This window comes from Shouchella tritolerans, assembly GCF_025770735.1.
Lineage (GTDB): Bacteria > Bacillota > Bacilli > Bacillales > Bacillaceae_D > Shouchella > Shouchella tritolerans.
Genome location: NZ_JAODPB010000001.1, coordinates 151,637 through 173,170 on the forward strand (window position 1 = coordinate 151,637; position 21,534 = coordinate 173,170).

Annotated in this window: 18 protein-coding genes, 1 pseudogene and 2 other annotated features; of the genes and pseudogenes, 7 read left to right on the forward strand and 12 right to left on the reverse strand. The window is 43.0% G+C overall.

Annotated elements, in window-relative coordinates; all coding sequences use genetic code 11:
* Positions 1 to 35 precede the first annotated feature (35 nt).
* Complete coding sequence (locus tag N6H06_RS00725; RefSeq protein ID WP_263705413.1) at positions 36 to 620, forward strand: hypothetical protein; 585 nt, start codon at positions 36 to 38, stop codon at positions 618 to 620.
* A 139-nt stretch (positions 621 to 759) separates the two neighbouring features.
* On the opposite strand, the pseudogene N6H06_RS00730 reads toward N6H06_RS00725, so the two are convergent.
* The 7 genes and pseudogenes from N6H06_RS00730 to N6H06_RS00760 form a co-directional block, all read right to left on the reverse strand.
* Positions 760 to 2,840: pseudogene (locus N6H06_RS00730) on the reverse strand (ATP-binding response regulator); the annotation flags it as partial.
* Between the two features lie 1,126 nt (positions 2,841 to 3,966).
* Positions 3,967 to 5,070, reverse strand: a complete 1,104-nt coding sequence (ribD, locus tag N6H06_RS00735; RefSeq protein WP_082808157.1) for a bifunctional diaminohydroxyphosphoribosylaminopyrimidine deaminase/5-amino-6-(5-phosphoribosylamino)uracil reductase RibD — start codon at positions 5,068 to 5,070, stop codon at positions 3,967 to 3,969.
* Positions 5,071 to 5,182: 112 nt separating this feature from the next.
* Positions 5,183 to 5,917, reverse strand: a complete 735-nt coding sequence (locus N6H06_RS00740; RefSeq protein ID WP_263705415.1) for a GNAT family N-acetyltransferase — start codon at positions 5,915 to 5,917, stop codon at positions 5,183 to 5,185.
* Positions 5,918 to 6,045: 128 nt separating this feature from the next.
* Entirely contained in the window at positions 6,046 to 6,450 is a 405-nt protein-coding gene (locus N6H06_RS00745) for a hypothetical protein (RefSeq protein ID WP_263705416.1), read from the reverse strand.
* Between the two features lie 310 nt (positions 6,451 to 6,760).
* Entirely contained in the window at positions 6,761 to 7,147 is a 387-nt protein-coding gene (locus tag N6H06_RS00750) for a hypothetical protein (RefSeq protein ID WP_095335678.1), read from the reverse strand.
* Between the two features lie 12 nt (positions 7,148 to 7,159).
* A complete protein-coding gene (locus N6H06_RS00755; RefSeq protein WP_263705417.1) occupies positions 7,160 to 8,815 on the reverse strand; it encodes a DUF6792 domain-containing protein in 1,656 nt (551 codons plus the stop codon).
* 10 nt (positions 8,816 to 8,825) lie between these two features.
* On the reverse strand, positions 8,826 to 9,494 hold the full coding sequence (locus N6H06_RS00760) for a hypothetical protein (protein ID WP_263705418.1): 669 nt from the start codon (positions 9,492 to 9,494) through the stop codon (positions 8,826 to 8,828).
* 506 nt (positions 9,495 to 10,000) lie between these two features.
* Between N6H06_RS00760 and N6H06_RS00765 the strand changes: the two genes are divergently transcribed.
* Together N6H06_RS00765 and thrS are read left to right on the forward strand one after the other, a co-directional pair.
* Positions 10,001 to 10,450 carry an AraC family transcriptional regulator gene (locus N6H06_RS00765; RefSeq protein ID WP_062744819.1) on the forward strand — a complete coding sequence of 150 codons (450 nt, stop codon included), beginning with the start codon at positions 10,001 to 10,003 and terminating at the stop codon, positions 10,448 to 10,450.
* Between the two features lie 250 nt (positions 10,451 to 10,700).
* Positions 10,701 to 10,923, forward strand: a binding site (T-box leader).
* Between the two features lie 39 nt (positions 10,924 to 10,962).
* Positions 10,963 to 11,188, forward strand: a binding site (T-box leader).
* Positions 11,189 to 11,241: 53 nt separating this feature from the next.
* Positions 11,242 to 13,155 carry a threonine--tRNA ligase gene (gene thrS / locus N6H06_RS00770; protein WP_263705419.1) on the forward strand — a complete coding sequence of 638 codons (1,914 nt, stop codon included), beginning with the start codon at positions 11,242 to 11,244 and terminating at the stop codon, positions 13,153 to 13,155.
* Between the two features lie 211 nt (positions 13,156 to 13,366).
* Here thrS and N6H06_RS00775 read toward each other — a convergent pair whose 3' ends face one another.
* Positions 13,367 to 13,948: a GrpB family protein gene (locus N6H06_RS00775; RefSeq protein WP_062744823.1), complete on the reverse strand. Its 582-nt coding sequence runs from the start codon at positions 13,946 to 13,948 to the stop codon at positions 13,367 to 13,369.
* Positions 13,949 to 14,263: 315 nt separating this feature from the next.
* On the opposite strand from N6H06_RS00775, the gene N6H06_RS00780 reads away from it, so the two are divergent.
* Positions 14,264 to 15,190, forward strand: coding sequence for a DUF2268 domain-containing protein (locus N6H06_RS00780; protein WP_062744825.1), 927 nt, complete (start codon positions 14,264 to 14,266; stop codon positions 15,188 to 15,190).
* Complete coding sequence (locus N6H06_RS00785) at positions 15,165 to 15,938, forward strand: MerR family transcriptional regulator (protein WP_263705420.1); 774 nt, start codon at positions 15,165 to 15,167, stop codon at positions 15,936 to 15,938. Before N6H06_RS00780 ends, N6H06_RS00785 begins: the two co-directional genes overlap by 26 nt.
* Positions 15,939 to 16,335: 397 nt before the next feature.
* Here N6H06_RS00785 and zwf read toward each other — a convergent pair whose 3' ends face one another.
* Together zwf and N6H06_RS00795 are read right to left on the reverse strand one after the other, a co-directional pair.
* A complete protein-coding gene (zwf, locus tag N6H06_RS00790; RefSeq protein ID WP_263705421.1) occupies positions 16,336 to 17,766 on the reverse strand; it encodes a glucose-6-phosphate dehydrogenase in 1,431 nt (476 codons plus the stop codon).
* Between the two features lie 196 nt (positions 17,767 to 17,962).
* On the reverse strand, positions 17,963 to 18,304 hold the full coding sequence (locus tag N6H06_RS00795; protein WP_062744830.1) for a winged helix-turn-helix transcriptional regulator: 342 nt from the start codon (positions 18,302 to 18,304) through the stop codon (positions 17,963 to 17,965).
* Between the two features lie 187 nt (positions 18,305 to 18,491).
* Here N6H06_RS00795 and hxlA point away from each other — a divergent pair, with 187 nt between their 5' ends.
* Both hxlA and hxlB read left to right on the forward strand, forming a co-directional pair.
* Positions 18,492 to 19,124 (forward strand): 3-hexulose-6-phosphate synthase, encoded by a 633-nt coding sequence (gene hxlA / locus N6H06_RS00800; protein ID WP_062744832.1) that lies wholly within the window; start codon positions 18,492 to 18,494, stop codon positions 19,122 to 19,124.
* Positions 19,125 to 19,126: 2 nt separating this feature from the next.
* Positions 19,127 to 19,687, forward strand: a complete 561-nt coding sequence (hxlB, locus tag N6H06_RS00805) for a 6-phospho-3-hexuloisomerase (RefSeq protein WP_212954610.1) — start codon at positions 19,127 to 19,129, stop codon at positions 19,685 to 19,687.
* A gap of 134 nt (positions 19,688 to 19,821) precedes the next feature.
* Here hxlB and N6H06_RS00810 read toward each other — a convergent pair whose 3' ends face one another.
* The gene (locus N6H06_RS00810) at positions 19,822 to 20,769 is read right to left on the reverse strand and encodes a diacylglycerol/lipid kinase family protein (protein ID WP_263705422.1); all 948 of its coding nucleotides are present in this window, start codon (positions 20,767 to 20,769) and stop codon (positions 19,822 to 19,824) included.
* Between the two features lie 95 nt (positions 20,770 to 20,864).
* Positions 20,865 to 21,515 (reverse strand): DUF421 domain-containing protein, encoded by a 651-nt coding sequence (locus tag N6H06_RS00815; RefSeq protein ID WP_062744838.1) that lies wholly within the window; start codon positions 21,513 to 21,515, stop codon positions 20,865 to 20,867.
* Positions 21,516 to 21,534 lie beyond the last annotated feature (19 nt).

Here is a 21,534-nt window from a genome sequence, read left to right on the forward strand (position 1 = left end):
AGGAGAGGTCCTTATGAAAGAAACAAGCGTTTTTATTGCTATCTGCCTTGTTGTTAACAGCTTGCAGCCAAGCGGAGGCGAATCAGTTAGAGCCTAAACAACTTTCTGAACTCGAACAACGTTATTTGCAAGTCGGCAACAGCCATTCATTTGTGTATGACGTTTCCCGTTTCGACCCAGATGCGACGACACTATCATTCAAGCTCCAAGCCTATGAAAATGGCGAACGCTCAGAAGAGTGGACACAAGAGATTTATACAATGCATGCAGAGGAAGGCGAGGGGTTGTTTTCAGGGTGGGAAGAAATGATCGTAACGATTGCCAGTCCTAGGCTTTACGAAGAGGTAGGCGAAATGGCGATATACGAAGCTGGATTTATGCTTGCCGAAGAAGGAGGGTCTATGGAAAGCAGTCAACGGATGGAGCTGCCAAATCTGAAAGATGACCCGTTTACAAGTATAGCCAATACAACGCTTGATTTTGAGAAAGAAGGGCAAAACCTTGTCGTTTTCTTTAATGGAGAGGAAGTATCTTCTGGCCCAGCGGGAACGGAAGAAGGGATAGCGCAAATTATTGAGGCGTGTGAATATGTATTTGTATTTCGGTTGGAATGGGAATAGATGGGGAAGGGGAGCGTTCACTAGACGACGCGTGCCGTTAATCGCTTCATGTTTCCTTCCGGCTATACCTTAAAGCCAGCATGGCGGATCCTATCCCTAGTTAGGGCCGCCATGCTTGCAAGGGTAGTGGTGTTTCGTTTTATCCATTTCTGTGCTTCACATGAAACGATACCTTTGTTCCTTTGCCTTTTTTACTATCAATTTGAAGCCCTGTGCCGAAGTGCCGTTTTAACCGCTGGTCCGTATTAATTAATCCAACCCCTGACCGGCTAGCGGCTTTTCTCTCTAAAATCCGTTGCTGTTGAACGTCGTCCATTCCGACTCCATCATCTTCTACTGATACGACGGCATGTGTTTTATTGTTAGAAACCTGAATGAGGACCTTTCCGCCGTGGGGGCGTTTCATAATACCGTGCCTTATCGCATTTTCTACTAATGGTTGAATGGAAAGAAACGGGACTTTTATGTCGCTATCTTCTACTTGCCAATCAATTTCCAACCTCTCCTCAAAACGGACTTTTTCAATAGAGAGATAGGAGCGCACCAGGCTAAGCTCTTCCTCAATCGGAACGAGTTCATCCATATTTTGAAATTGGAATTTGGCGCGCAAAAAGTCGCTAAATTCTTGTAGCAAATCATGCATTTTATCCAGATCGGTTTCACTTAAAGCTGCTACCGCATTTAAGGCATTGAACAAAAAGTGTGGTTGAATTTGTGCTTGGAGCCATGCCGTTTCCAAGCGCAATTGTTCCTGAACCATTTGTTTGATCGTCGTTAGCGCCTCAATCCGTGCTCTTAATTCTAGCGCTTTTACTGGTTTTGTCACGTAATCGTTGGCCCCGGCCATAAAGCCACTTTGAATATCTTTCGATTGGCTTCTGGAAGTAAGGAGCAAAACAGGGAGCTCGATCAGTGTAAATCGCTTGCGAATCATTCGGGTTAGCTCGTATCCAGACATCTGTGGCATCATCGTATCTGAGATAACGAGATCCCACTCTTGCGCATCTAACATAGCCAACGCCTCTTTGCCGCTTGTCACCATTGTTACATCATAATCTTCTGGTGACAGTATCCCTTCAAGTACTTGAAGATTGGCAGGCTCGTCATCAACCATTAATATACGGGGGCAACCATGATGTATTTCGCTTAAACTAGTTTGTGTCGTAGCTAACTGGGCTTCGACTTCTTTCATATAGAGTGGCTTTTTTTTCAGGGTGGGCACGATTGACGACGACTGTTCGAATGTGTGATGGACGCTCTTGTCTTGCTCGTCTTTCAATTCAGCTAATTTTAATGAAAGTGTAAAAGTCGAGCCTTCTCCTAAAACAGAGGACACATCTAATGTGCCTCCATGAAGCTCCACTAATTGCTTACTTATGCTTAAACCTAGCCCAAAACCTTCTTCAATCATAGTCTCGTTTGTACTAGCTTGCTCGTACGGTTGAAATAGGCGCTTAAGGATGTCCTCGTCCATGCCAATTCCTGTATCGGAAATCACAATAAAAGCATTCCCGTTCTCCTTAAAAGCTCGGACGGAAATAACCCCTTCATCCGTATATTTGACAGCATTATGCAATAAATTGTAAACAATTTGAACAAGCCGACTCTCATCAGCGATGACGGGCGGGAAGTCTTTAGCGATTTGATTGACCATTTTAATACGCTTGACTTCTGTGCTATATTGCAGCATGTCAAGGACTCCAGTGACAATAGGTTGAATCGCTATCGCTTTTTTCTGTAGACGTAGGGATCCTTCTTGCAGGCTCATCATGTCAATCAAATCGTTCAAACGCAATGTCAGCCGATGTCCGATCGACAAAACGGTTTCAAGCTCTTTAATGCTTCTTTCCTGTAACATATGCCGTTCTCTCTTTAAAACGGATTGAGACATGTTAAGAATACCATGGAGCGGATTCTTAAATTCCTCTGACATGTTTGCCAAAAATTGATCTCTGTGTTCATTCATTTTTTGCAGTGTTGCCGCATGCTTTTATGTTCTAGTATGCATGTGAAGTCATCCTTAAACCAGATAGAGACAGCACTACCCATTAAATGAAGCAAATCGAACGGATAGTACACATTGCCAAACCGCTTTCCCGAACGAATGTTCAAAGGAACTAGCGCAGCAGCGCAAGATAGAGAAGTCAGTAGTAAAAGAGGGCCCTTTCTATTATTGAAAATCCTTTTAACAATTGATATTGCCATACTCACTGTGGAAACATGAATGAACAGGACAATCTGTTTTCCTAGGAAGGGCAAAGCCGCTTTTGGCAAATACCCTACTCTGGCATCCAGTAAATCAGGATTGGCCCCTTCCACAACAGGAAGCCTCCTTTCCAGATTAGAAATATCCGATGCCGCATAAGCATCGACTTGTTCGGCGAAAAAGCTTTTTTGTCTCAAAATTTCGCCAATCTGTTTTTGCGCATCTCCACTTCCATCCATCACCGTTTCTAAAGCATTTGTTGGCTGTTGGTATATCTCAATAGCGAACGACCCTGGAAAAACGAAGCTGTTCTTATTCATCAAAAAATCCTGCAGCTTGAAACTCGCTTTTCCTGCTTGTCTAATGAAATAAAACCAATCTTTTCGGAATCGTTCTTGCTAAATGCGTTTATCTATGAAAATAGCAATCTATTTTCAATTTAATTCGCTTCCAAAAACACGTCAAGACTTCTGAAGAACGACACGACTAGTCGCCCGTTTTATTCCTTCAAAATGGAGTTCATGTTCGTTTTTACCATTTTGTAGTCCTTATGAACAGGTCCTTTGAGACTGTTTTTTTGGATGCAATATGGTGTTCTTTTTTATCGGAATAACCGCTTAATCCGTTGATATTAGCGAAATGAATGAGTTTGTTTGTTTTTATTAATTGGTAATTAAGGCGATTAGTGGTTTAGAGGGGATGGGTAATAAACCATTATTATTTTCTTTTATTTTACAATTGGATTTTAAAGAGGTGTAAATTTTGTCATATTACAGGTCGTTTTCACTAAAAAAACCTTGTTTGTTTAGCTATTTGTTTGCTAATGGGTCAAAGGAAATGTAATTGGTAAGGGGGAATTTAAGGCCCGCCAAAATAGAAATCGAACCTTCCAGCAACCATGTATGATTTCTCGTACCCCTTAATGAGCGATAGCCTAAGCTTTATGCTGTGAAAATTTCATCCTTTTAAAGCGAAAACTGCTATATGGTTACTTGGAAGGACTCACCATTTTTAGTAAAGAGCAATGGGAATGAAGGAGAGAGTGTGATGAATTTGTTGGCCAAAGTGGCTAAGGGGGGCCACACATACAATTAGCAGCGGCTAAAAGGTCTCTCCTAACCGCTGCGTATTTTGAACAGTCTAGTTCGTCGTCTTATCTGAAACGATATAGGCAGTCAGTTTTACGTCCGGTCCGATTTGCGTGGCTTCACTGAAAACAAGCGGCAACGCGTCAGCCATGTTGTCGATGCCGCTTCCTTCTAAAAAGGTTGGCGCCAATGCGCCGCCAATGAGCTTTGGGGCCACATAGACGATTAGTTTTTGCACAAGCTGGGCTTCAAGAAAAGCGGCATTCAACGTTCCCCCTGCTTCGAGGAGGGCAGAGGAAATCGACTCTTTGTACAAATACGCCATCATTTCCTTGAGATCGACTTTCGTTGTCCCGCTCGTTTGTACGAGGCGGACGCCAGCCTTTTCCAATCGCTCCTGCTTCTCGGGCAAATGCTTAGGTTCCGCTGCCGTAAAAATCCATGTCGGGGCAAGGCCGTCTGTTGCGACAATTGCATCGACCGGTGTGCGCAAATGGGAGTCAACAATCACTCGGATCGGGTTGCGCCCATTGGCGATTCGCGCCGTCAACGAAGGGTTGTCCTTTAAAACAGTGTCAACGCCAACGATAATCGCTTGGTTTTCTGTACGCAGGCGGTGGACATCTTGGCGCGCTTCACTGGAAGTAATCCATTTGCTGTCGCCTGTTTTTGCGGCAATCTTTCCATCGAGCGAGACAGCTGCTTTTAGCGTCACATAGGGCATACGATTGACAATCGAGTAATTAAACACGTCATTTAACTGCACCGCTTCTTTTTCCAAGATACCGGTTTGAACATGGACGCCGCCTTCCTCAAGGATACGTACGCCATTACCGGAGACCAAGGGATTTGGATCAAGGGTAGCAATAATGACTTCTTTGACGCCGGCTTCCACTAACGCAACAGCGCACGGTCCTGTTCTCCCTGTATGGGAACAAGGCTCCAGCGTAACATAAGCGGTGCTGCCTTTCGCTTCAGAGCCAGCCATGCGCAACGCGTTTATTTCTGCATGGGCTTCCCCAGCTTTCAAGTGGGCGCCCACGCCAATAATCCGTCCTTCTTTCACAAGCACGCAGCCGACAAGAGGATTTGGGTCTGTTTGCCCCTTCATTGCTTTAGCATTGTCTAGTGCTAATCTCATGTAACGTTCATGCATTCGATCAAATCCTTTCAACATAGAGGCCATTCTGCCTGGTGCGTGGAATAGGTAAAAAGAAACGAGGCCCGTTTTGCCCGTACAAAGCTACTTGCAACAGGTCCACATTCAATCAAGCAATCGTAAAATTACTTCCATAGTAGGCTAAACCTAACTTACTTGCAACGCTTTGAGATGAATGGTTTTCCGCTAACGTGCTGTATAATGGCAAACAACCCAACTTTCGTACAGCGATAGCCCAGGCGGCAACAACGGCAGGCGCAAACCCATTTCCGCGATATTCCTTTAATGTTTCGATTCCCGCTTCATGCGCGAAATTGGTAATACGAACGCTCCGGCAGATGGAAACGGCTATATTTTGATGGACAACGGCAACGCAAGGCTGAGACACATCTAATTCTCGGATAAGCCACTCAAATTCATGTGGCAACCAGTTAGCAGCATTATCCCGGGTCAGGCTTTTGACTTGTAGTGAGGGAGTGACAATTCTAGGGACAAAATAGCACGGTCCCATTGTATATTGTTGCCCATGAAGGAGAGCCATGTATTCTGCAAAATACTTTGGCTTTGTTGGGAACTCGCTTATGGAGGGTTCTTCTAAAGACAATTCTTGTAAACGCCTAGCAGTCTTGTCTGCTACATCATAGCGAAATCGGCAAACGGCCTTACCGTCAATCGTTCGGCCTAAGAAAAATGTAGGAGCGGGAACGGTTGGATCCAAGTTTTCGTTTATTGTCAACAGCCGTGAATGTTGATCGTGGACAAACAACGCTTCAACATGATACTCCATTAATTTGTTAGCAGTGTTTTCCCAGTTTGGTTCATACAAGTCGTCCAATTGGTTCATTGAAGATGAATCCTCTCTGTTTGATTGAATAAAAACAAAAGGTAGGTCAATAAAACAGTGGGGGCTATTAAATGGGAATAGCTTCTATGATCGCTAGCATAAACATCATATTCGATACACAACAAATTTTACTCAGCCTCGTCTAGATGCAATAATTCCTTTATGCGCTCCGAGTCCTTTTCAGAGACTGAATAATACTGATCTTCTTCAATACCCCGACGAAAAGTAATAGTAGAATTATTGTCAAACCAAAGATAGACCATCATCACCATCGTCGAGTGATCCCAGTTATTTATATGGATCACACTATTAGGATATCCCTCTGTAGATGCCGGCTCTTCGCTAATAGCCGACTCATGGATAATGGCCTTAAACTCATTAATTGTGTCTGGGTCTTTTATTGTCTTCTCCTCGGTAAAAACAATTTGATCATCACTTTGGTAAGAACCGATTAACAACTCCTCGCCGTTTGAACACCCGGACATAGACATAAAAAATACCACTGCTAAAAGAGCGCTAATCTTCCAATGCATAACGACCCTCCTTTTATTAAAATAATACAATATTTTCATTTCATTTCTATAAAAAGGTTTGTCTTATTTATTATTCAGGTGTTGAAAGGGGGGGACTAGCGTTGTTGTTTCTCTTTCGTAATAGAGCTGATGCTCGCTTTTGGTAGTAGTGATAGTCCCTGTGGCTTCTTGTTTGCCTCTGGGAAAGAGCGGGGGCCAGTTTAGAAATGTAAGTAGGATAGGCTGCACGAAAAAGCAACTTGACGGGATGAAACAGTAGCCTAAAGACAAAGTGAAAAGGAACAGCGCACATTTTTTTGCACCATTCCTTTCACAAAAGGCCAGGCCCTCTATTTGACAAACGCTCAGTAAGCCGGTCCAGCGCGTCTTGGTCCATTTCTGTATGAATGTCGTACTTTTGTTTATGGTAATCAGCGACCGTGTTTCCTAACGTTGCGGTATGGAGGAAAATGGCATTGCGAACAAACAATCCTTTTGTTTGCTCAGAGGAAATCTGGAATTCGAGGCGCTCCCTCAAACGATCCGCAAACTTGCCTTCTTGCCCTTCAAGGCATGTTAACGCATGGGTGAGTTGGTCGGTGCCTGTCTCCATTTGTTCTTGGGCCAGGTTAGGCTGTCGCCGTACATCTTCTTCAAAGCCGCTTTGATTAAAAGGAAAGCGGTAGGTACCCACATTCGGATTTAGCCAATCAAACAACGATATTCCCCCTTACTTAATTGATTGAGCCAATGCTTCATCAGCCGCAAACAATCCACGCAAATTTTCTTTGTAGTCAAGCACCAATTGTTCCAGCGCGCGCATATCCAATTCATACATTTCAATGATTCCGTCGATTTGTTCAACCGCACTGGCGGGAACAGGATCAAACTCCTTACGGAAAGTCACCCCTGTTGGCTTGCGGATGGCATCCTTGGAATACGTATGGCCTGCTTCTTGCAAAAACGCTTGCCAATTCGCCTCTTTGTTGCTCATCATACCTTCGACCCGTTCCCGTTGTTCGAACATCCGTTCATGAAGTTCCATATTACGATAGTGGTAAAGAAGGCCAAGAGCCTCGCGCTTTTGTTCCAGTGCCCCTTCCATGGCCTGCAACGCGTTAACAAGACTGTCTTCATCAACGAGGATGTGTGTACCTGTCCCAGGCTCAAGCCGGTACGTGACCGGTTGATGGCCAGGCTGGTCATACAGTTCAATTAATGTCCCGATGCTATGCAAATCAAATTGCTCCTTGGCATTGATTACAGCAAGCACTTTTTCATAGACGGCTGTATTTTTTAAGGCCCATAACCCGCCGACGATATGGCCGAGCCCTACCTCCTCTTTCAGGCGTTCATTTACAGATTCAGGCATGTCTGAAAGTGCTGCCCACGGATTGTCTTTAGCTTTGCCGATTAATTCTGAAAGCTCGGCAACCGTCATTTCCTCGCCAATGATCGTGATAAATTGCAAAAGATGATTGATATTGGCATTATAGGCAACCCGATCTAAATCTGCATTTATGCCAAGCCCAAGAGAAACAAACGTACCAAACATAGGGGGTCTGGAAAATACCTCCGTTAATCCAGGCCACGGCGTCCTTGGCGTCAGCACATCAGGAAATTCAGGCGTTTCCATACCGCCTAAATAATGAATGGTTGCCCCTGGATAAAACGTATACGGAATCGATTGTGCGTAAAGAGGCTCCCCTTTCACGCGTGTATGGCTAATGGTGTTCGCTTCAGCGGCATAAAAGTCGCGAGCAAGGAGAACGAGCTCTTCTTCGGGTATGTCGGAGATGTCTGTTGTGCCCATATTTCGTTCAATAAGGCGTCTAAATTCTGGATCCAGTTTTACAAGTTGTTTTAAGTTAACGGGGGCATCATTTAAACCGCGCACGTCATCAAAGTTTTTTTCAATTAAGGCGACACTAACGATCAAATGCCCTCCAAGAGAATGACCATCGCCATAGCGTTTAATTTCGTCACCATTTGTTTTTTTGGCAATGTCTGACTCAACCCTGTTATAAAAGCGGCGAGCATCATCGATTTGCTTATCTGAAACACCTGCAACAACACCGAAAGCATCGTAAATGACATCTTCGGGTGCGTCGAGGTCAACTTCAGTGCCGCGAAAAATGTAGTAAATGTCGTTAATGCCTTCTTCTTCGTTGTAGTGGTGGATCGCAGCACCGTCAAAGCCAGACTCGTTGCCGATAGGGGAGTCAATATTTTCGCCACTGCTTTTATAAATCGTAATGTCGTTGTAGTTGATGTCGGTAATGTTATAAGAATCCAACACCTTTTTAAGGGAGTCAATATCCAATGGCTCTCCACTTTCATATTGGAGAGCGGTAATAGCATTACGAGTGTTATCCTCAAATCCCATTTAAATTCACCTACTTTTGGAAGCGGATATTATGTATAAGTGTATTGAAAAAGCGGTTTTCTTGTTCATCGTTGATGGTACATGATTCTTCTTCCTTGCAATATAACTCATAATCAACAACCAAGAATTCTTTACGGTCAGGGCTTAGAACCAACGCAAAGTATTGATTTGCAGAATGCGTGGCTGGATCGTAAGTTACGCCCCTGTTTTCTTCCAACTTATAGTAGGAAGAGCCGTAATAGATCGTTGCAGCTTCTGTTTGAAGTTCTTCATACTGGTCATTAAACCCGAAGTCTTTTAGTAGAATTTGTAATTGTATCTCAGCATCATGTTCTGTCATATTGCCACGGTACTTTAATTGAATAAATCCCCAGTACTCTTTTTCGTTAGAATGTGATTGATCTTCATGGATATTGAGAAATTCAAAATGGTCTTTACTTTCGTAACCGACAGGATCATTTTCGATGTAATACCCCGCAGGAAACCACATGGAAAAGTTGTTTTTTTCTGATTGAAAGTAATGGAAGCCTTCATCCGTTTCGACCTCCGTGTCAAGAAAGCTACTTGTAAAATCATCTGTTAAGGCGATATCGTCTGAACCGTTGAGTGCGAACGCCATAACGACCCCTCCTCCTAATACAATCAAGACAACGATCGGAATCCAAATGCCTTTTTTCATTAATCTATCCCACCTTCACTCTCGCCATGAGGTGTTTAGTTTTATCATAAAAAAGACGAAGGGAAAATTCCACTAGTACCCGCAATAAATGGAAAAAAAGCGCTTTAGGCATAGTGAAATAGTCTTCATTTTTAAACGTGTTGTTAAAAATGGAGTTAAGGTTTAGGGAGGGGAAGCAACTGAGTGTGATGGGGAAGTTTTGTATCGCATTCTAACCGTGGGATTGCGAAGGTTGGTCTCATGGCCCATCTCTTTTTCACCTACTTTTTGAAGTGAATGTTTTGAATACGGTTCATTATTGTCCATCATTATGGGCGGTGGGCTATCCCTTTTCAACTAACGGCCTTTGTTTAGAGATGATCTCCTTTTAAAAGAGTTATAGGGGTCTTCAGAATACATAGTGGACTAATGGATTAATTAAACTAATATATCAGAAATAGTTTTAAAAAATAACTTGAAAAATATTTTAAATCGGATTACTTTATCTAAGAAAGGAGGATTAAAATATGAAAATAACTATTGAAGAAGTACCTGAATCAAGGATTGCTTATTTCCGAAATGTTGGGGAGTATGGTGAAAAGCAAAACAAAAAATTAATGGAGAATTTTAAAAAGTGGGCAAAATTAAATGGTGTGTTTGATGATTCTATAATTTTAGGCATACCGCAAGATAACCCAGAGATTACTCCTAAAGAGGAGTGTCGTTATGATGTTTGCGTTGTTATAAATAAAGATTTTAATGTGACAAAACCAGCTCATATTGGAGAATTTTCTGGTGGGAAATACGCTGTTTTTTTGCTTGACCATACAAAAGAGGCAGTCAGTGAATGTTGGGGCAATATTTTTTCTGAGATAGAAAGAAATAATCTATCAATAAGAGAACAACCAATTATAGAAAGATATACTTCACAAATGATTGATAATCATTTGTGTGAAATATTAGTTCCTATACAGTAACGAAGCAGGGACATTTCCTACCTTCTATTTGAAGGACGAACAACTGACACACCTACTATGTATTTCAGATCTAACTGCAGAAACCACCATAAGAAAATGACACAGATATGATGTTTAAATGTTATAACTTTAATATCCTATTAATTTTGAAATTTATTTAAATTGGATCTACAAAAAGCGAAAAGAAGGGTTGCGGTTAGGAGACATTTACTGTATCATGTAAAACAATTTAACAGTATCGTTTGATTTTTTAAAAGCACTGATAAGGATATGAGTTACTTTTTACGGTTTCCAGAGAGGGAAGGAGAGCTGAAATCTTCCTAACGCAGGAGAGTAACTTACCACCTTTGAGCTGTATTGGAGAATGAAGTACCCAATACCGTCTATGCTACGTTACAGCACCAGAGCCGTAAGTTCTTTTTAACTTATGGGAAATTGGGTGGAACCACGGGTAGAACGCACTCGTCCCTTCTTGGGGGATGAGTGCGTTTTTGTGTTTTTACAATTACAAAGAAAGAGCGATGAAAAGGACAGGAATTATTTTTACGGTTTTCAGAGAGGGAAGGGTAAGCTGTGATCTTCCTAGCTTAGGAAAATAATTTACCACCTTTGAGCTGTATTGGGGAACTTAGTATCTAATACCGTTTATGCTACGTTACAGCACCAAAGCCATAAGTTTTTCTTTTTAGCTTATGGGAAATTGGGTGGAACCACGGGTAGAACGCACTCGTCCCTTCTTGAGGGATGGGTGTGTTTTTATTTTATTTACTTTAAAAGGAGTGCTTCTTATTATGAGTAAACCATTAATAGCGATTCAATTTCCAGATGGAAAGAGAAAGCAATTTCCGCAAGGTGTAACACTGGCTGAGCTTGCACAATCCATTAGTCCGAGTCTTTACAAAAAAACGATTGTTGGATGTATAAATGGTGTTCCTTCCGATTTAGCACGTCCAATCACAGAAAACGCTCATATTTCCTTATATGATGTCACTTCAAAAGAAGGAATAGAAGTGCTTCGTCATTCAACAGCCCACTTATTGGCACATGCATTAAAGCGATTATACCCGGCTGTTCATTTAGGCGTGGGTCCTGTCATCGGAGATGGATTTTTTTATGATGTGGCGTTGGACCAACCGATTACCGTCAGTGATTTGCCAAAAATTGAACAGATGATGAAGCAAATCATTAAAGAGAACATGGAGATAACACGTAAGGAAGTTACGCGCGAAAAAGCTAAACAGTTGTTTAAACAGGACCCTTTAAAACTGGAGTTGCTTGAAGATATACCGCCAGAAGAAACAGTGACTGTGTACGAACAAGGTGATTTTTATGATTTATGTCGTGGTCCTCATATACCTTCAACAGGCAAAATCAAGCATTTTAAGTTAACGAAAGTGTCTGGTGCATATTGGCGGGGCAATAGCGATAATCAAATGCTTCAACGTATTTATGGTGTTGCGTTTGCGACAAAAGATGAGTTACAAGATTATTTTGCCTTTCTAGAGGAAGCAGAAAAGAGAAATCACCGTAAGCTTGGAAAAGAGCTGGAATTATTCATGTTCTCAGAAGAAGCTCCAGGAATGCCTTTCTATCTTGCCAATGGTCAAATTATCCGAAATGAGCTTGAATCTTTTTTGCGAAATCTTCAAGCCGAATACGACTATAAAGAAGTTCGCACGCCGATCATGATGAATCAACGGCTATGGGAACAATCTGGTCACTGGGACCATTACAAAGAGAATATGTATTTTACACAAGTGGATGAGCAACAATTTGCGCTAAAACCGATGAATTGCCCTGGCCATATGCTCATTTTTAAAAATGGGCTGCATTCGTACCGGGATTTACCGATTCGCATGGCAGAGTTTGGCCAAGTGCATCGTCATGAATTCAGTGGTGCCTTGAATGGTTTATTGCGTGTCCGTACATTTTGCCAAGATGATGCCCACATTTTCGTGACACCGCAACAAATTGAAGAGGAAATCACACTTGCATTAAAAATAATCGACCATGTCTACCAAGTATTTGGGTTTAAGTTCGAAATTGAATTATCAACACGTCCAGATGATTTTATGGGGAGTGAAGCCCTTTGGGAGCGGGCTGAAACTGCTTTAGAGAATGTACTGCAAAAACTTAATTATGCTTATAAAGTCAATGAAGGCGATGGGGCGTTTTATGGTCCGAAAATTGATATTCACATTAAAGATGCCATTCAACGCAGCCACCAATGCGCCACGGTTCAACTTGATTTCCAACTACCTGAAAAGTTTGATTTATCCTATATAGATAAACAAAACGAAAAAATGCGTCCAGTTGTTATTCACCGTGCTGTATTTGGTTCAATTGACCGCTTTTTAGGAATTTTAATCGAACATTTTGCGGGTGCTTTTCCTGTTTGGCTTGCGCCGGTACAAGTACAAATTGTCCCTGTTTCCCACGTTCACTTGGACTATTGTTTAACGATACAATCAGAACTGAAACAAGTAGGGGTAAGGGTAAACATTGATGAAGATGATGAAAAACTAGGTTACAAAATAAGAAAAGCACAAATGCAAAAAATCCCTTATACGATCGTGCTAGGTGACAACGAATTAAAAGAAGAAACAGTCACGGTTAGACAGTACGGGAAACCAGAAACAGAAAGGGTTCCATTTGAATGTTTTAAAAAGAAAATAGTGCGACAGATCAAAGAACGGAGCATTTAAAATGTTGTGTAACGGAGGTTTTACTACGAGCGAAGCTGCAACATGCCGGTAAAAACAGCTTCGCTCGTTTTCGCTCTAATTCCCACGCATGGTGGTTTTACCCTTTGTGGGAGAACATAGGCAACATGGATAGCGGTACTATTGCAACGGAATGAAGGTTACTTGTTGTTAGCGTTCTATGTTACAAGATAATCACGGTATGCCAAGCGTTCTACTCAACCGAGTTTGCTCGCTCCATGATTTCCTGGACGATCGTGCTTTTCGCATCAGCATAATGTTGCACGTGGCGCCATTGACGTTGAGCAAGGTGGCGTTTGACGCTTGCGTACTTATCCCGGTCGGCATTGTTGCTTCGGAGCCAATCACGGAAACGTAACATTCTATTGACTTCAGAAGCGCCTTCGCTGAATACATGCAGGTTGATGTCTGTATCTGGCCCTTTGAATAAACGATGTTCAAACCATTCAGGTTCCCGAATGCGTAGTGTGTAACCGGCTTTTTCTAAGTCCGGCACATAAGTCGTCTCGTCAGCAGAATCGTTTACAACTAGTAGTATATCAATGATTGGCTTGGCACAAAGGCCCGGAACCGAAGTTGAGCCAACATGTTCGAGTTGCAATGCCTTGTTTCCGAGCACAGAACGAATTCGGCTAGCCTCTCGATCGAATTGATTAGGCCACTCTGGATCGTACTCTAGGAGGGTAACAGGCGCATTGTGGGGTTTACGCTCACCAACTGTGACCTTCTGAAGATCTTCATCACTTTTACGTGGCGGATTTGAATGACTCTGCATGGAGCTCACTCCCAAGTTATAAAATTAGTTTAGCATTTCATCTTACCATAATGGTTGAAAAAAAGTTAAGCAGTTATTCTTCTTCATTCTTGCCGTTGAAGGGGAAGAAAAAGGGCCAATTCGTAATAGCGGTAAAAAAATCCGTCCCATCTTTGGTTGTAAACGTGTGGTTGCGAAGCAATCTGAGTGGTATAGTCGGAGCCAGCTGTATCTAGCAGGGCTTGGTGTATTTATTGACCACGAAAATAAAGGCTTGACTCTCACGTTACGTAATACTTCACACTTTGAATGATCAAAACGTAGAGGTGAAACGATATGAACATTCAAGCACTACGCTCAGACCACATTTACCACCGAGTGATGGAAGTTCCGCCAGCAGAGAAAACAGAGTTATACCGGGAAAAGATGTTGGCCCCATTCATGAAAAAATGGGAGACGCAGCATGTTCCATATAAGGCTGCCGATCCAGGCGGTTTTGACGTGATGACAATCAATAATTTCATATTCCGTGCGCCGGAAGAGATGACACCTGAGATTTCCACGGAACTCGAACTGATATCGTCTGATACGTTTTGGCAGGAATGCGAAGCAGTCGTGGCCCGGAGCCTGGGCCAATTTACAGAAAACGGCGTGAAACTCCCGGTATCCGAGTACTTGTTCACCGTTCTGCTAGGCAACCCGAAGAGCCAGTCTTTGCTGCTAAACGAGGGTTATAGCGGCGACGGGGGAATTCCTGGATATATTTTATGTACGTTAATTCCAAATGCTTATACGCTGCCCCGGATGAAGGCAGCACTGGCCCATGAAGTCAATCATAACGTACGTTACCAGTATATCCAGTGGGACCACACGGTTACTCTAGGCGAGCTGATCGTTAGCGAAGGGCTGGCGGAAAATTTTGCAACCTTACTGTATGGGGAGGAGCTTCTCGGCCCTTGGGTGTCGAAAACGGACGCCGAAACACTAAATCGCCAGATCAAACCTGTATTGAAGGAACAGCTGGATGTAACAGGGTTTGACCGAATCGCGCCGTATCTGTACGGCGACGAATTGGCAAAGCTCCAGAATTTCATGCCAGTCGGCATGCCTTATTCCGCCGGTTATGCTTGCGGATATTATTTAGTACGATACTATCTAGAGAAGACGGGGAAATCGATCGTCGAAGCAACTATCACCCCAGCGGCTCAAATCCTGGACGACGTCAGGGGATACTGGAATGAAACAACCATTATTAGCGGTTAAAGACATCGTGCATATCACCGGCATTACCACCAGAACCTTGCATTATTATGACGAGATCGAGCTGCTGAAGCCTACGCTCGTCGCCGACAATGGCTATCGCTATTACGATCAGGAAAGCTTAGCTAAACTACAGACGATCTTGTTCCTGAAGGAAATGGATATGCCTCTGAAAGAGATTGCAGCCATCTTGAAGCTTCCACTTGAGGAGCAGCGACAAGTATTAAAGCAGCACAACCGCACGTTACGTTTGAAAAAACAGCGCTTAGAGCGGATCTCCACGGCATTGGAGGAGTTTGTGGCTGGAAAGGATGTTTACCATCTTGGTATTTTCCATGATTCTGCGATTTTGCCCTTGCCAGAGCAATATGATCGAGAAGCGAGATGGCGCTACGGCGAGACGGAAGCTTACCAGTCCTATGACAAGAAGCTGCAAGAATTGTCCTCCCCCGAAAAAGAACGCCGGTGGCACCATATGGAGGGCGTGTTCCGAAAGATTGCCGCCTGCATGCATCTCACGCCGGATGCGGCGGAAGTACAGCCACTCGTCGACGAGTGGCGGGGAATCCTCGAGCAGTCGATGTCATGCGACGCACACTTATTAACGTGTATCGCCAACACGTATCAAGCCGATGCCCGGTTCAAGCAGTATTTTAATCGGTTCAGTGAGCAAGGAGATTTAGCAGCATTCATGTATGAGGCAGTTATATATTATGTGCAGGGAATGGAGGAAAGTAAGAGAGAGAATTGAGATGTGACGGTATATGGAGAAGACAGATCGAATGAATGATAGAGTAGATAGTTCAAAGTCCGATAAAAAGCATATTCTGCCTTGGGCCAACCTGAAAGGGTTGGAAACAACCTAGTGTAGGCGGTGCCTGTTTTGGCGACGATGAACTAGAAAAAATGAGCGACCTGGAGTTAGGAGGAAAACCCCTCCAGCTCCAAAGTCAATCGGTCTGGACTTGCCTATCCAGGCTTAGACAAGTGTTGATTCTCTATGAGCACTTGCGAAACAGATCCAGAGGTTTCATTTACTAAGAGACTTCCCTCAGTTTTAGATGGTCAGGTGATAAATATTATACGGCTACTAGATTTAAATAGATCTTCCTAAACGCTTTAAAATTGGTTCTTTTTCTGTCTTCAAATTACCACCATTTGTATCCGTGTGTATTTACTAATTGATTTGCTGCTTCTGGTCCATTGGACCCTGCTGGATATAGATGAAGGGGGATGGCATTCGTCTCAAAATTCTCGATGATTGGTTGAACGGCTTGCCAAGCTAGTTCTACTTCATTCCAGTGTGTAAAGTAAAAGGGATTGCCCTTTATTGCATCGGCAAGCAAATATTCGTAAGCCTCTGGGATCTCTCTATCACTGGATGAAAAATTAATCTGAATGGGCTCTAACTCACCTGTTAGTGGGTGTTTGCTGTTCAACTGAAGAGTGACCCCATCATTTGGGTTGATCCTAATAATGAGGAGGTTTGGTTCTCCTTCATTCGTCTTCCCACTCAAGTTTTTAAATTCAACGACAATCTTCGTCTCTTTTTTATTGAGTCGCTTGCCCGTGCGAATAAAGAAAGGGATGCCTTCCCACAAAGGGGTTTGAATGGTAAGTCGAGCAGCAACAAATGTATCAACCGTTGAGAATGAATCGACGCCTGCCTCTTCTCTATAGCCTGTAATGACGGAATGATGATCTACGTCTAATCGTGCGTACTGTCCCCGGACCACGTCACGCTCTGGTATGATTTGAATGGCTTTCATTAAGTTAATCTTTTCACTTCGCAGTTTAGCTGCGTCTTCTCTCTCGGCCATTTGGACAGCCGTCATCATCACTAATTGCAGCATGTGATTTTGCACCATATCGCGGAGCGCGCCAGTTTGCTCATAATACGCAGCTCTTGACCCAACTCCTACCGTCTCGTTCGCGGTAATCTGCACATTCGAAATCATGTCTTTTCGCCAGATTGACTGCAAGATCGGATTGACGGAGATAAGTGTTTCAAGATTTTGAACCATCGGCTTTCCGAGATAGTGGTCAATCCGGAAAATCTCCTCCTCACTAAACGCTTGCTGAACAATGTGGTTTAATTGCCGAGCCGATTGAAGGTCATGACCAAATGGTTTTTCAATCATGACTCTTTTCCATCCCTTGGTGTTTGCTAAGCCACTTTGTTTGATGTTTGTTGTAATCACATCAAACAATTCAGGAGCCACCGATAAGTAAAAGATTCGATTTTCTTGAAGCTTATTTTCCGATTCTAATCGTCGTACATGAGTGGATAGCTCCTGATAGCTAGCTTCTTTCGTCAGATCTAAGCTGATATATGAGAACTGTTTTACAAATGCCAACTTCTGTCGCTTATCATCGGTTGAATGTCTTGAAAATTTATATAGAGAATCAATGATGTTTGCTTGATACGCTTCTTTTGAGAGCGGCTCTCTCCCAACACCTATAATAGAAAACGATGCTGGAAGCTTCTTGTCCATATAAAGATTAAAGAGGGCTGGATAAATTTTTCGATTTGCCAAATCTCCAGTTGCTCCAAATAAAATAAATGATGTGGATTCCATCTAAAACGCATCCTTTGTCGTAAAAAATAGATTCACCTTGCCTGTCTTGACTTAGTATAGTCCTCGTGTTCAGATCCTGTAAGTACGCACTTTTTTTGCAGATAGTGTGCAATTTCTTACTATGTGTGTTAAAGGGAACGACAAAAAGGCCGTTCCCCTTAATCAAGAAGAACAGCTGCAAATCGGTTGCTAACAATCATTCTTTTTCTAGTACATTCTCGATGTAATCCCTGCCCCATTCATACATCGCATCTAATATAGGCATTAAACTTCTTCCGTGCTCAGTAAGGGAATATTCAACCTTAGGTGGAACAACAGGATACACTTCACGGTGAAGAATTTGATGATCCTCTAGTTCGCGCAGTTGATTCACTAGCATTCGTTGGGTTATTCCAGGCATCAGGGCTTTCAGCTCTCCAAAGCGTTTCGTCCCTTCTTTGCCTAAATGCCAAAGAATCAACATTTTCCATTTACCTCCAATGACCGATAGAGTCAGCTCTTTTTCACAATTAAATGTTCGTTCTCCTAGATTAGGCATAGCGTTCATCCCTTTAACGATTAGTCAAAGTATACTTTTATACACTATATGTGTGAAATGTGCGTACTTTCAAACTTAATGTGTACTTAGTATAATGGCATCCAGGCAGCGAAGTAAATAGTCTAACCGAAATTGGCAAGACTAGGTACGCTCTGTCAAATCACATTTACTAAGGGAGATTGTGCACATGAAATTACAATTAGCATTAGATCTTGTTAACATACCAGAAGCGATTGAGCTTGTAGCGGAAGTTCAAGATTCTATTGATGTAGTAGAAATTGGAACGCCAATCATTAATAGCTTAGGTCACGAAGCTGTACGTGCAATGAAAAAGGCTTATCCAAACTTAACAGTCCTGGCAGACGTGAAAATCATGGATGCTGCTGGATATGAAGTACAACAAGCATCAGCTGCTGGAGCTGACATCGTAACGATTCTAGGTGCAGCAGAAGATAGCTCCATCCGTGGTGCTGTTGAAGCAGCTAAAGAAGAGGGAAAAGAAATCCTAGTTGATATGATTGCCGTGAAGGACATCGAAACACGTGCAAAAGAATTGGATCAGCTCGGAGTAGACTATATCTGCGTTCATACTGGATATGATCTTCAAGCAGAAGGAAAAGATTCTTTCGAAGATCTTCGCAAAATTAAAACTGTCGTTAAAAATGCAAAAACAGCGATTGCTGGCGGTATCAAGCTTGAGACTCTTCCAGAAGTGATCAAAGCTCAACCAGACCTTGTCATCGTTGGGGGTGGCATTACGTCTAAAGAAGATAAGAAAACAGCTGCACAAGAAATCAAAGCACTTATCAACCAAGGGTAACCATGAACACCACTGAGTATCTTAAGGCGATTATTCAGGAGCTCCAGGGAACGGTGCAAGCCATCTCTGAGACGGAGGCTGACCAGCTAGTCGAAGCCATTTTTAAAGCGAAAAAAGTCTTTGTAACGGGGGCTGGTCGTTCTGGCTTTATGGGTAAATCGTTTGTCATGCGCATGATGCATATGGGCATTGATGCTTATGCAGTCGGAGAGACAGTGACAGCGAATCTTGAAGAAGGTGATCTACTGATAGTTGGGACCGGCTCAGGAGAAACGAAGACCTTGATTCCAATCGTAGAAAAAGCGAAAAGTTTGGGCGGTGCAGTCGCTGCAGTGACGCTATCTCCAGAATCTACGATTGGAAAACTTGCAGATTTAAAGGTGATCCTACCAGGAGCACCAAAGGATCGAGAAGAAGACAGCCAATACGAAACCATTCAACCAATGGGCTCACTTTTTGAACAAACCTCTCTTCTTTTCTATGATGCAGTGATCCTGCGTTTTATGGAGAAACGAGAGCTGAACTCAAAGCAAATGTATGGCAAGCACGCCAATCTTGAATAAGAAAACAAGCACCTTCGTGTTCACTGCAATGTACAGTCGAAATCGAAGGTGTTTTTCTCTCCATTGGATACCTAGGCCATTTCCAAACGATTAACGTCTGATCTCGCTGTCAACCACCGCTTAACGTTTACGTTTTAAAGAAACAAACCGGTTTCCCTTTCCTCATCGCTCCCTCGGTCTTTTTCTTGTTGTCCTGTAATAAAAGCAAGGGCCTGTGTATGAAGTGTATAGGAGACGGGTGTCTGTTCATTGATTTCGCCATCGCTGTCGACATCGAGTGTTTGGCGGCATGTGAGCGTAAATTGATCTAGTTCGAGTGCTTCGATCCCTTCTGCGTCGTTAAGCCAATTTTCATCGGTGAAAGCGTGGCTGTACATATTTTTTAAGAGCGTGAAGCCTGCCTCTTTGACAATAAACAGATGAAGTTTGCCGTCTGAAAGGGAGATGTCTTTTAAGAATAAGCCGATTGTGCCAATGTATTGACCGTTCATCGCTAAGATCATGACTGCATCGCCGCTATATGTTTCTCCTTTTGCTGTTGTGATCGTGTACGAAAATGGTTTTGGTTCTTTGATCGATCGAATCGCGCTGATGATATACCCCAGTTTTCCAAACCGTGCTTTTGTCTCCGCTTCTATTTCTTTTGAAGCCTCGGCAATCATGCCTACTCCAGAAAAGTTGGCAAAATAGCTGTCGTTTTGTTGGCCGATGTCAATCGCAACAGTTGTGCCGTTTACAGCTGCCGTGAGGGCGTCGTCTACTGTGGGAATTTGCAAGCTTCTAGCCAAATCATTGCACGTGCCAGCTGGCACAATTGCCACAGTTGGTTGGTTGTCTCCCATCATCAAACCGTTGACGCATTCATGCACAGTGCCGTCACCGCCAACAATGATTAACAGTTCAATGTCCTCAGACAACTGTTTGCATCGTTGTTTTGCTTCGCCTGGCGCTTGCGTCTGGATGAATGTCAGCTCTCTTACTTCAGGAGCAAGTGTTGCCAATATTTGTTGGAGTAGTTCGTTGACGTCTCCTTGCCCTGCGTTCCTATTGTAGAGCAGAATGGCTTTTTCGTAACGGGGCATGCCATGTCCACCTTTCAGCTTAAAATCACTTTCCAATTGGCAACGAAGGAATCGTTTTCCATACTTTGTCATACATGTACCCGTTTTCTAGCATTTTAGTCTGTCGTTGCACTGTTTTTTTTCTGGATGAAAAAATCTCCTTGGAAACGACTGCAATAAAAAACATCACGAATGTCGTGAATGCCCTCTTCACGCAGTGCTTGATGAACTTCTTCTTCTGGAATATCGAGAATGTCTAAATGCTTATGTTGGAGGATGCCATCCATAATAAGCGGGAGTGAAAGGGGGCTGTTGTCGTCTTTTTTAAACACAGACAATGAACCAGATGACTCTAACAACGCCCAATCCACTTCTTGAATGTCGGCAATGTCTTTATCACGCAGCTGCATCATAATGTCATCGATGTTGTAGTTTTGTTTAAATAAATTTTCCTCGATAAAAACGCCATCTCGTATTAACAGTACCGGTTTGCCATCAACGATGTCGCGAAAACGCTGATTTTTAACTTGCAGATAGGAAAAAATACGGGACAATAATATGAGCAGCGCAATCGGAGTCAGGCCGCGAATGAGAGGCATCTTTGTATCTTCAATTAAAATGACAGCTAGCTCTGCGACCATGATTGTAATAATGATATCAAGGACGCTTACTTCGCCGACGTCTTTTTTGCCTGTTAAGCGGAAAAAAAGCAGGACTGCAACAAACATAACGATCGTTCGTCCTGAGATGGAAATGAGCTCTTCCACTTTCTATCACCTCAGCTTC